Source organism: Microcystis sp. M_QC_C_20170808_M9Col (assembly GCF_007095495.1).
GTDB classification, from domain to species: Bacteria; Cyanobacteriota; Cyanobacteriia; order Cyanobacteriales; family Microcystaceae; genus Microcystis; species Microcystis aeruginosa.
Genome location: NZ_SFBZ01000284.1, coordinates 1 through 11,835 on the forward strand (window position 1 = coordinate 1; position 11,835 = coordinate 11,835).

Consider the following 11,835-nt stretch of genomic DNA (forward strand, 5'->3'; position numbering starts at 1 on the left):
TTGAGTTAAAAGTTAAACTTCAAGTTTTCATTCAGGACGAATGTACTGATTAACTAATTTTTTGGGGAAAATTAGTTAACCCATCATTATAACATATAATTAATTTGCAAGAGTTCTAAGGTGGAACTGCCACGAGTGCGCCTAGCAATTTCAGTCGTGCTGCTAATAGCACTGTCACCACTTTACAGAATTTAATCAATCAAGTATTTACTGATGCTAATGGAGCGATTACAGGTAATCAAGGATTAGGGGTTAATAGTGCCGCCTTAGTGCAGGTAACAACTGGTGCAATAGCTGGAACTTACCTCGTTATTAATGATAGCGCGGCTGGCTTCCAATCCAGCAATGATTTATTAATAAATATCACCGGATTTACTGGTGCTTTGCCCGCTTTAGGGAACATTCCAGTGGGTAATTTCTTTGTTTAATTAAGTAGGCGTAGGGTGCGTTAGGCGGCTAACAATTCCGTCAAAAAACCAAAATTAACAAGCCGCCGTAACGCACCACCTCTATTATTAAATCGGTGCGTTACGCTATCGCGCTTCACACCCTACTGGCTGAGGACATCAATCATGGGAAGAGGTCGCAGTTGAAACAATCCAGTTTAAACAATCCAGTAGGGTGCGTATTTGCGGCTATCAATTCGGTCAAAAAACCAAAATTAACAATCCGCCGTAACGCACCACCTCTATTATTAAATCGGTGCGTTACGCTATCGCTAACACACCCTACTGGCTACTGGCTGCACAATTGCTTGCTCTACTTGATTGAGGTAATCAGATAAAAGTTTAAGCAGCATGATTTAATATTTGTTCTAATTCTTGACGCAAAGCAAGGTAATGACGATAATCGTTTGCCCATTCTATAAATATTATATCATCTGATAATGTTCCCTGATTGTATTGGTTATAAAAATCTTCGGAATCCATTTTATGTTGGTTCTCATAAACGCTAAGTCGCTTGGCAACAGCAATCAAAGCATCTAAAGATGATGTATATTGAATGGTCTGTTTACGCATTTTTCTTTTACCCCAAAATAGGGTTTGCTGAATAAATTTGAAATGTAGGCAAAGTAAAGGTTTTGGGGCTTTACGAGCGAAACAGGTGCAAGATTTTGAGAGAATCGTCGTTCAAAACCTTGCGTCTTCATCGGCCCGCGTCCATGATATTTTGATTATAAACGATCGCGCTCAAACAAAAACATAAATCGTAGTGGACTGACACACCTAATTTAGGTGTAGGGTGCGTATTTGCGGCCATCAATTCGGTCAAAAAACCAAAATTAACAATCCGCCGTAACGCACCACCTCTATTATTAAATCGGTGCGTTATGCTATCGCTAACACACCCTACTGGCTAATCTTTGTGTCTTTGTGGTTATGATGAATCAATCAACTCCCAATACTAATCAATCTATCCCCGTAGAGATAATTGCTTCCCGTAATTTCATTGATTGGTTAGAGTCTCAGCAGATTAGTCTGGCTTTTACTACCTATCAAAGTTCTCGACTGATGTTTTTAGGAGTTAACCCCCACAGGGGGATGTCGGGATTTGAGCGGATATTTGACCGCGCCATGGGTTTATATGCTACCCCAGAAAGGATTTATCTTAGTTCCCGCTATCAAATCTGGCAGTTAGATAATGTGCTATCATCCGAACAGCTTTATGATGGTTACGATAAACTTTATATCCCCCGTATTAGTTATACTACTGGGGATTTAGATATTCACGATTTGGCAATAGAAAATCTCTCTAAAAGAATTATATTTATCAGTACCATGTTAAATTGTCTGGCGACAGTCAGCGATCGCCATAGTTGCATTCCTCTATGGAAACCGTCGTTTATTTCCGCTTTAGTCAATGAAGATCGTTGTCATCTCAATGGTTTAGCTTTGGTAGATGGGAAGGCGCGTTATGTTACCGCTTGTAGTCAATCAGATGTGGTGGATGGGTGGAGAGACAGAAGACAAACTGGCGGTTGTGTCATTGATATTCAGTCTAATGAAGTGATTGCTACTGGTTTATCTATGCCTCATTCTCCCCGATTTTATCAGGGTAAGTTATGGTTATTAAATGCGGGTACGGGTTACTTTGGTTATATTGATCAAGACAAAGGCATTTTTGAGCCTGTTACTTTTTGTCCTGGTTTTCTGCGCGGTTTAGCATTTGTCGGAAATTATGCCATTGTTGGATTATCTAAAAATCGTGGGGTAGATAAGACTTTTTCGGGGTTAATCTTAGATGATAATTTAATGGCTAAAGAAGCAGATCCTCGCTGTGGTCTGCTAATTATTGATTTGAAAACAGGTGAAGTTGTTCACTGGATACGCTTAGAAGGTGAAGTGACTGAACTTTATGATATACAAGTCTTAGAAGGAGTTAAACGTCCCCAAGCTTTAGGATTCCAAAATGATGACATCAGTAAAATTATTACTCTTGATCCTATTTCTCCTTTAGTGGGAGGAAATATAGCAAATAATCAGCCTGATATTTCCCCAGCAGATACCCTTTATCAGCAAGCATACACCTTGCAAAAACAGCTTAAGCTTGAAGAAGCGATCGCTCTCTATCAACAATTAATTAATCAATCTCCCCAATATGCAGCTGCTTGGCATCAGTTGGGGGTAATCATGGATAGTTTAGGACAAATTGATCAAGCTATTTTGGCTTACAAGCAAGCTTTACTTATTAATCCTAATTATGCAGAAAGCCACAATAATTTAGGAATAATAGCAGTTAGCAAGGGAGATTTAGACGAGGCGATTATTTGCTTTAACCAAGCTATTCGTAGCGATCAAAACTATGCTTTTGCTGAGAATAATTTAGGTTTAGTCTTACAAATGCAGGATAAGTTAGGGGATGCTGGGGTAAAGTTTCAAGAAGCAATCAGGAAAAACCCTAATTATCCAGAAGCACACTTTAATTTAGGCAATGTGTTACAACTACAGGGAAAAATTGAAGAAGCGATCGCTTATTTTCAAACAGCAATTAAGCTTAATCCTAAATACATTAAAGCTTACAATAGTTTAGCTTTAGCGTTAGGAAGACAGGACAAAGTAGAAACGGCTATGAGCGTATTTAAGCAAGCTTTAGCCATTCAACCTAATTCCCCAGAGGCTTTTGCTTGCTTATTTTCTATGAAGGAAATGACTTGTAATTGGGAGACAAGAGAAGCTGATTTAATCCAACTTTGGCAATTAACCGAAAACCAGTTACAAGAGGGAAAATCTACCGCAGTAACTCCCTTTGATACCTTATATAAACCTTGGTCTGCTAGTCAACAATTGCAAGTAGCTTCTAACTATGCTCAAGAGGTTAAAAGACAATTAGCCTTAGGGACTAAACCCCTCAACTTTAACCATTCCCGCACCCGATCTGGACGATTAAAAATAGGTTATTTATGCCATGATTTTCGTAATCATCCCACCAGTCATTTGATGCAAAGTGTCTTTGGTTTACATGATCGCAATAACTTTGAAATAATTGCCTATTCCTATGGTCCTGATGATGGTAGTGAATATCGTCGTCGCATTGCTAATGATTGCGATCGCTTTTATGATATTGCTACTTTATCAATTACGGAATCTGCACAACGGATTTTTCATGATGGGGTTCATATTTTAGTGGATTTGATGGGATATATTGATAAGGCGCGGACACAAATATTGGCTTTAAAACCTGCACCGATTCAAGTTAATTATTTGGTTTATCCGGGGACAATGGGAGCAGATTTTATCGACTATATTATTGGTGATGCCATAGTTACACCACCAGAATCTGCTGATGATTTTACTGAAAAATTGGTAATTTTACCGGATAGTTATCAGGCTAATGATTATCAACAAATTATATCATCTAAACCTGTTACTCGTTCCCATTATGGTCTTCCTGAATCGGGTTTTGTCTTTTGTTGTTTCAACCATACCTATAAAATTGAGCCGCAAGTATTCACTGTATGGATGCAAATTTTGGCTAATGTTCCAGGTAGTGTGTTATGGTTATTTTCGAGAGTAGCTGAAGCGGAAGCAAATCTACGTCGGGAAGCACAAGCGCGAGGAATTGAGGGCGATCGCTTAATTTTTGCCCATCTCCAACCTAAGCCGGAACATTTGGCGCGACATCAACTAGCTGATTTATTTCTTGATACTTTATACTATAATGCTCATACTACTGGGAGTGATGCTTTATGGGCAGGTTTACCGATTATAACTTGTCCTGGTGCAACTTTTCCTTCCCGTGTTGGTGCTAGTTTACTGACAGCTATTGGCCTACCTGAATTAATTACTAAGAATTTAGAGGAGTATAAAAATTTAGCGATTAATTTAGCAAAATCTCCTGATAAATTGCAGGAAATTAAACAGAAATTAGCACAAAATCGTCTGACTTATCCGTTATTTGATACCCTTCGTTTTACCCGCAATTTAGAAAAAGCTTATCGGACAATGTGGGATATTTATGCTGCGGGAAAATCACCAGAGATGATCAAGATAGCCAATTGATCACTGGAATTATCAGGGTAAGCGCATCTTAACAATCCTTGACAAAATCAACTTTATCCCTCCCAGTTTTCACGGTACTTGGCCAGAAAAATCAGAAAAAGTATCGGCATTTTTTTGAGGAATTAAAGCTTATTTTCATATATTAAATTTACTTGATAAAATGACTGATATGTGTTAGTAAATTAAGTCCTAAAATTGAATTACCTTGCTCATTTAACAGAGGACTATAACAAGCGATCGCTCCCTGTTCTGGTACAATTGATAATAGGGCCTCACTGACTCCCGATTTAGTGGGAAAACCCACCTCAAGGGCGAATTGTTGGGAAGCTTCATAAAGACCGCAATTAGTCATAATTTCTAGAATAATTTCACCAAAAGGAGCAGCTAAAATCAAAAGTCTAAAACCAAAGGTTTTAGACTTTGGGAGATACCCCCACTTTAAGAGATTCTCTTAAAGTGCATTGTGGTTCTTCGGTTTGTGTTATGCAATTTTTGCCAATTCTTTTCGAGCTAGAACGAGCTAATCAACTAAGTCTCTTGCCAGATAAGGATTTAGCCGATTTATGCCCCCTGAGCGAATCATACCAAGTAACGAAGAGCCTGCATTGTTAATGTGTGTTAACAAAAAGTATCGGATTAAATATCGCCCTTAGAATAATGGTAATCTTTGGGAGTCCATTGCCGTTCCTGAAATCCGGGTGCAGGCTGCCCATCTCGCCCAGGAGATGCTGCAATTCCTGTCGCTCGAGCTAATCAATAACCTTTAAATTGACTCAATCGGTGTCTTTCTCTTGGGAAACGGGAACATAATCACTAATATCTCCCATAACCACACCACCGCGTTGCCCGTCAAGACTAACCGGAACATCGCCCGAGATCGTGATCCGTTGCACCCGACGGGGGCGATCGCCATAGTCGGCAATCGCGTAATGCTGGGTGGAACGATTATCCCAAAAAGCGATATCCCCGACTTGCCAACGCCAACGTACCGTGTTTTCCGGACGGGTGACGTAGGATTGCAAAAGTTTGAGGGTATCGAAAGAATCCTCTGAAGAAAGTCCTTTAATCCGACGGGCGAAGGACCCTAACACCAGTGAGCGCTCACCGGATTCGGGATGAACCCGTACCGCCGGATGGATAGCCTCATAAATTGTCGATTGAAAAACCTTGGCGTAATCCCGTTTAGCTTGGGAAATCTCAACCGTAGAAGCGGCATAATCCGAATAATTGGTATGAACAACCCACAGGTGATCGGCTAAGGCTTGCAAATGGGGTGGCAAATCTTCATAGGCTGTCACCGTATTAGCCCAAATCGTATCCCCTCCATAGGGCGGAATAATAACCGCACGTAAAATCGAGCCTAGGGGCGGTCGTTCGACAAAAGTAACGTCCGTATGCCAAAGATCCGTATAGGCATGGTGTCGCCGATAATCTAAATCGAAAATTTCAGGATAATCCGTTAAGTAACCCGGTACAGTGGGGTGAGCTTTCGTCAACTCGCCGAAACGACGGGCGAAAGCGATGTGACCCTTTTCGTCTAAGGTTTGTTGTCGAAAAAAAATAACTTTGTATTGAATCAACGCTTTACGGATCTCGGCGATTAGATCATCGCTCAGATTTTGACTCAGATCGATGCCAACGATCTCGGCTCCAATTCGCCCGGCGATCGGCTGAATATTGAAGTAGTTGAAACCCATAGATTTATCCTCCAGTTCCTAGTTCTCACCGATCTGATCAGTGAATTAAATACGATAAAATGCAAGAGCAAATGTGGCGATAACGGGATGTCTTTTAGAAAGTAAACGTGGTTCTGACTGTCCCGATGATCCCGTCGGGATTTCCTGCGTTCTGGTTAGGCGCGGTGATCCAGATCACCCCCGGCGTGATCGAGATATTCTTCGTCAATTGGTACTTATAAAACGCCTCCAGATGGAGCGAGAGATCGTTCGGGCTAGTATCTCCCCGATACGGCTCTGCGCCCACCACGAGACCGCCTAAATTCCCCTCTTTCCCCAAATCGGGAAAGCCGAGTCCTAGGGCATAGTACCAGATATCGGCACTACCGGAACCGCTAGTGGTTCGGGCGTTGGTGTAACCGAAGAAACCGTTAAGAATCAAGTAGGGGTTAAACTGGAAGAAACCCGAAGCCCCGTAGGAGTTCGAGGAAACCGGCCCGCTAAAGGGCGCGTTCGCGGGAGCCGTACCGATTTTCGCCCCTCCCGTGCCGAAGTCGAACAGAGGTCCGTCCGGTTGATAGGCGTGGACGTAGGTGAGCGCGATACCCGCGTTCGCGCCGGGCAACCAAGCTAGTTGGAACAGGGTGTTATATTCCCCGTTAAATAAACCGTTTCCCGGATTGGGATTTCCCGATATATCGTCTCCCGCCAGATAGCCGGCACTGATGGTAAACTGCTTGCCGATGTTGTAATTGAGACCGACTCCCGAACCCCCGCCGAGGGTATAGACGGGATTGAATTGGGCGAAGATACTGAGGGCTTTCCGGCCGTTCGTCCCTCCCCCGATCACGGGGTTGAGGGTCGGGGCGAAATCCCACCAGCGACCGCTATAGGCCGGGAGATAGACGTACAGATCGCCCACGGGAAACTCGTAGGCGAGCCAGTCGAGGACGATATCGTTCCCGTTCCCCGGCGGCAGGTTAAAGGTTTGGTTGCCCTGGGCGTTATTGGGGAATCCGGGGAGTCGCAATCGGGCCGTACTACTGGCCGCCAATCGGACGGTTAAGAGGTCTTTTCCAGTAAAGCTAGACTCCAAGGATAGACGAACCCGATCTTGAAACACAAGGTTACTTCCCTGTATCGAACCTTGGAACGCGTCGGTCAGGGCAAAGATTGCTTCTCCCTTCAGTTTCGTCGTCGTCGAGAATTGATGATCTTCTAGAAAAGCGGTGCGCTGTTCGAGATTGTCGAGCCTGGCACCCAAGGCCGCCAACTCGGCAGCGAATTCCTCCGCCAATCGGTTAAGCTGAACGATATCCTCGCGGGCGATCGCTACATTTTCCTGAAGTAACCGCTCGATCGTGTTCAGACAGGCGTTTAAGCCCGCAGCGAACTCCCATCGCGTTAAGGCTCGATCGCCCCGAAATGTTCTGTCGGGATAGCCGACGATACAGCCGTACTGTTCCACTAATTGTTGCAGTGCTTGATAGGCCCATGCGCTCGGCGATATGTCCCGCAATTGGGAAACTGAAGTGATCTGGGCCATCGGCGGCTGGTTTTCTAAAAATTTTTCCTCGGCCCGCGACGGATTCGCGCTCGCCAGGGCCATCCCGACCAAAACCGAACCCGAAAATAATCGAACTAGAAATCGCTCGAACATACTTATAGACTCCTTCACCGCGAATTAAATACAGTAATTTGATAGGCATACTGTATTTATTGATTGATTGATCGAGGAGTATGACACAAATTTCCGATCAGCGCAAGTTTTGTCAGGATATCCAGACTCTTCGCTAGGTCGTTCCATTAGTTATTATATATGGCCGCTTGGTTACTTTTTTTGGCTTGGCTGAATCAAGGTATAAATAGCCACCTTGTACCCAGGCAAAATCGCTTTGGGTCTAGGTTTTAAAATTCCACGAAAGAAGATTTGTATCTCAAATCAGCAACACCAGAAATCTTTGTCAAGTACAATTTATACCAAATCAGATGAGTTTATTTTGATCAATAAACTTGACTTTTTCGGTCGGCTTGCCGTAGCATAATGAAATATCGATGGACTAGCTAACTTTACGAATTCGTGATTAGGCGATACGAGAAAAATTAGCCGTAGTTCGCTCATTTATTCCCCAGAAACGATCACTCTTTTCCTATTAGCCGCGAGGGAGTTGTATGGTTTTGAAACCGGAAAGGACACCGACCCGAAATCCTTCTCGAAAATCCCCGATCTATCGTTTTGTGACCTCGGAGCGAGCGATCTCTCTGGGAGCGGTGCTGCTGATCTTCGCCCTCTGGTCTCTCAGTACGTCTTTAGGCTGGGTCAATCCCCTGTTTCTCCCCTCGCCAGCGGCGGTTTGGTCGGCATTTGTCGATATTCTGCAAAATGGCTACAAGGGCCACTCGCTTCTCTATCACATTTTTCAGAGTATGTACCGACTGATCGCGGCGCTAGTGCTGGCGACTGTTACCGCCATCCCCTTGGGTATGTTATGCGGTTTCTCCAAACCGATCCGAGCCGCCTTCGACCCGATTATCGAGTTCTACCGACCGCTACCCCCCCTCGCTTACTACACCCTGTTAGTCATCTGGTTAGGCATCGAGAATCCGTCGAAAGTCGCCCTTTTATTCCTGGCGGCCTTCGCCCCGCTTTTTTTAGCGGTGGTTTCTGGAGTAGAACGGATCCCGATCAACCGGATCAACGGCGCACGATCCCTCGGCGCTTCCGGCTGGCAGTTATTTTTCTATGTCATTTTCCCATCCTGCTTGCCGGAAATCTTCACCGGATTGCGAACGGCGATCGGGGTTTCCTATTCCACCCTAGTGGCGGCCGAAATGGTGGCCGCTGCTTCGGGTATCGGTTGGATGGTACTTGATGCCAGTAAATTTCTCCGGAGCGATGTTATTTTCGTCGGCATTATCATCATGGGGTTAATCGCCATAGCGATCGACGCGACGATCCGTTGGATAGAGAAAACCCAATTGCCCTGGATCGGTCGGGATGCCTGAGTTTTTTTCTTAGTGATTGTAACGAGATATCTTATGTTAATCAAACGTCGAGAAGTATTGTTAGGTTTGTTGGGCGCGAGTGTACCTGTGATCCTCTCTAGCTGTGTCAGCGAGAAGACAGGAAGTTCTTCCTCTCCGTCCCCCGCCACGACCGGAACAATTCCGGAAAAAATCCGCATCGGCTATCAGGTGATCCCCAATCCCGAACTCCTGGCGAAAGCCTTGGGTCTGACCGAGAAAGCTTTTGCCGATTCCAAAGTAGAATACATCAGCTTCGATTCGGGACGGGACGTGAACACGGCGATCGCCGCCAAAGGAATCGATTTCGGGGCGTTGGGTACGGTTCCCGCCAGCGTGGGTATCGCCAGTGGATTACCCTATCAGGTGTATTTTATCCTCGACGTGATCGGTGCGGCGGAGGCGTTGATCGCTAAGAAAGGCATCAATTCGATCGCCGATCTCAAGGGCAAAAAAGTCGCCACTCCCTTCGGTTCCACCGCTCACTTTTCCTTGGAATCCCTACTGGTGCTGGAAAATATTCCCGAGAAAGATCTGAAAATCTTGGATCTACAACCCCCGGATATCGTCGCCGCTTGGCAGAGGGGTGATATCGATGCGAGTTACGTCTGGCAACCGAATCTCAGTAAACTCCAGAAAGACGGGGGAACGGTGCTGATCTCCTCGGCCGATCTGGCTAAAAAAGGCATTATCACAGCGGATCTTGGGGTGGTGCGAACGGAATTCGCCAGACAGTATCCTGAGGTGGTTAAGCGATATATCGCCGTGTTGGATGAGGCGGTTAAGACATACCGAAGCGAGCCGGAGAGCGCGATCAAAGCTTTAGCCAAGGAACTGAATATCACGCCGGAGGAAACGGCCGCTGCGGTCAAAGAGTTGATCTGGTTGGATTCGAGCGAACAGCGATCGCCGAAATATCTGGGGACGACGGACAATCCAGGTGACTTCGCCAGAATCCTCAAGGAATCGGCAGATTTCGCAGTCAACCAGAAGAAAATCACCAGCGCACCCGATCTGGCGGCCTTTCAAAAAAGCCTCCTTACCAAAGCCCTCTAGTTTCTGAAAATCCATGAGTTACTCTTTTGAGCCGAAAACTACCTCCGAGACCCGGACACAAGAAGTGAGCGTTTGCGAACTAGCCAATGTCGGCGTTACTTTCGGATCGGGTAGCGAGGGAAATGAAGTTCTGCGCGACATCAATCTGAGTTTGTTCGCAGGAGATTTCGTCTGCGTCTTAGGGTCTTCAGGGTGTGGTAAGACGACCTTATTACGGGTCTTGGCTGGCTACCAACCGCCGACGACGGGAATAGTCACCGTCGCAGGGAGACGGCACACCGAACCCGATCCCGATGTGGGGGTCGTGTTCCAACGTCCTAACCTGTTCCCCTGGTTAACGATCACCAAAAATGTCGAGTTTGGCCCGAAAATGAAAGGAGTAAGCGATCGGGAACGCCAACAAAGAGTATCTGCCACTTTGGAGATGGTGGGACTCTCTGAAGCAGCGAATTTTCTCCCCTATCAGCTTTCCGGGGGGATGCAACAACGGGCAGCGATCGCACGTACCCTCGCCGCCGAACCAGCGATTATTCTCATGGACGAACCTTTCGGCGCCCTCGACGCACTCACCCGCGAATCGCTCCAAACCCATCTCAGAGGCATCTGGCAGAGAACGGGGAAAACGATCTTTTTCATCACCCATGACGTGGAAGAGACTTTATTGCTTGCCACCCGCATCGTTATCCTGCACGCTCGTCCCGGTCGCGTGGTCAAGGATATCGTCAATCCTTTCGCCTACCGTGACCACGAGGTAACCCCGGCTTCTTTGCGGCTATCTCGGGAATTCCTGGAGATGCGGCAGAATTTGGTCGATAGTATTCGGACTGACGATATCTAGTCACTCGATCGGGTTTGGGGATTTCAATAAAGTTGTCGCTGTCAAGTACATTTGCTACATTTTAAAACTTTCTTAACCTCAACCTTACTTTCACATAACTTTCACTGTTCTAAGTTAGGGTGACAGAGAATAAACCTCAGGACGGGGCAGATTGCTTCGGGGGGCGAATTGCCTGAAAGATCAAGGCGGTCGCCGGTGTCCTCCCCTCGCCATGACATCATTGATTTTTGTCGATGTATTGATAAAAAAAATTTATTATTTCTGATTTCCCTTTTATCCTCGTTGACCCTTGGCCAACAAAACACTAAGCTGTTCGTAATTTAAATTGTTTGTTGGGATCAGGCGGTCGGCAGACTTCGGACGTTCAGCGAGCTCAGTCGAGCCGTTGCTTTTTTATTTTTCGATTCGACTGGTCAAACTATACCGATATTTTCTAGGTGTCGATAGCCTTGAATAGAGGTTCCTTTTAGGTTCAAAAATTTGTGGCTCTTCCGAACTTGTCGTGTAAAATCAAAGAAAAAACAGACAACTATAGCTGACCAATAAAAACAATAATTTATCTTTAAAAGCTCACTATGCTTGCAATACAGCAATTTATTGGTTAAAATATAGACAGCCAAGATCAGCAATTTTAGACACAAGCTATACTTATGCCATCAAATCCACAATTAAAGTTAATGACCGAGCTACTTCACCTAGAAGGAGTTGTCGTTACCAATTATCAAATTATTACCGATATAGG

At 45.1% G+C, this 11,835-nt stretch carries 7 protein-coding genes and 2 pseudogenes; 5 read left to right on the forward strand and 4 right to left on the reverse strand.

Going from position 1 to position 11,835, the window contains the following annotated elements:
- Window positions 1-119: 119 nt before the first annotated feature.
- Window positions 120-428, forward strand: a pseudogene (locus EWV68_RS18130) (bluetail domain-containing putative surface protein); the annotation flags it as partial.
- 360 nt (window positions 429-788) lie between these two features.
- Here EWV68_RS18130 and tumA read toward each other — a convergent pair.
- Window positions 789-1,019 (reverse strand): antitoxin TumA, encoded by a 231-nt coding sequence (gene tumA / locus EWV68_RS18135; protein WP_002771674.1) that lies wholly within the window; start codon window positions 1,017-1,019, stop codon window positions 789-791.
- A gap of 360 nt (window positions 1,020-1,379) precedes the next feature.
- Here tumA and EWV68_RS18140 point away from each other — a divergent pair, with 360 nt between their 5' ends.
- Window positions 1,380-4,499: a TIGR03032 family protein gene (locus EWV68_RS18140; protein WP_287170616.1), complete on the forward strand. Its 3,120-nt coding sequence runs from the start codon at window positions 1,380-1,382 to the stop codon at window positions 4,497-4,499.
- A 148-nt stretch (window positions 4,500-4,647) separates the two neighbouring features.
- Here EWV68_RS18140 and EWV68_RS18145 read toward each other — a convergent pair.
- The 3 genes and pseudogenes from EWV68_RS18145 to EWV68_RS18155 all read right to left on the reverse strand — a co-directional run.
- Window positions 4,648-4,893 (reverse strand): annotated as a pseudogene (locus EWV68_RS18145) (glutaminase); the annotation flags it as partial.
- Between the two features lie 379 nt (window positions 4,894-5,272).
- Window positions 5,273-6,196 (reverse strand): TauD/TfdA dioxygenase family protein, encoded by a 924-nt coding sequence (locus tag EWV68_RS18150; RefSeq protein WP_061431627.1) that lies wholly within the window; start codon window positions 6,194-6,196, stop codon window positions 5,273-5,275.
- Window positions 6,197-6,290: 94 nt separating this feature from the next.
- Entirely contained in the window at window positions 6,291-7,835 is a 1,545-nt protein-coding gene (locus tag EWV68_RS18155; RefSeq protein WP_353737378.1) for an iron uptake porin, read from the reverse strand.
- 767 nt (window positions 7,836-8,602) lie between these two features.
- Between EWV68_RS18155 and EWV68_RS18160 the strand changes: the two genes are divergently transcribed.
- The 3 genes from EWV68_RS18160 to EWV68_RS18170 are packed head-to-tail and all read left to right on the forward strand — an operon-like array spanning window position 8,603 to window position 11,093.
- Window positions 8,603-9,181 (forward strand): ABC transporter permease, encoded by a 579-nt coding sequence (locus EWV68_RS18160; protein WP_239698076.1) that lies wholly within the window; start codon window positions 8,603-8,605, stop codon window positions 9,179-9,181.
- A gap of 12 nt (window positions 9,182-9,193) precedes the next feature.
- Entirely contained in the window at window positions 9,194-10,255 is a 1,062-nt protein-coding gene (locus EWV68_RS18165) for a taurine ABC transporter substrate-binding protein (protein WP_287170617.1), read from the forward strand.
- A gap of 13 nt (window positions 10,256-10,268) precedes the next feature.
- Window positions 10,269-11,093 carry an ABC transporter ATP-binding protein gene (locus EWV68_RS18170; protein ID WP_061431630.1) on the forward strand — a complete coding sequence of 275 codons (825 nt, stop codon included), beginning with the start codon at window positions 10,269-10,271 and terminating at the stop codon, window positions 11,091-11,093.
- Window positions 11,094-11,835 lie beyond the last annotated feature (742 nt).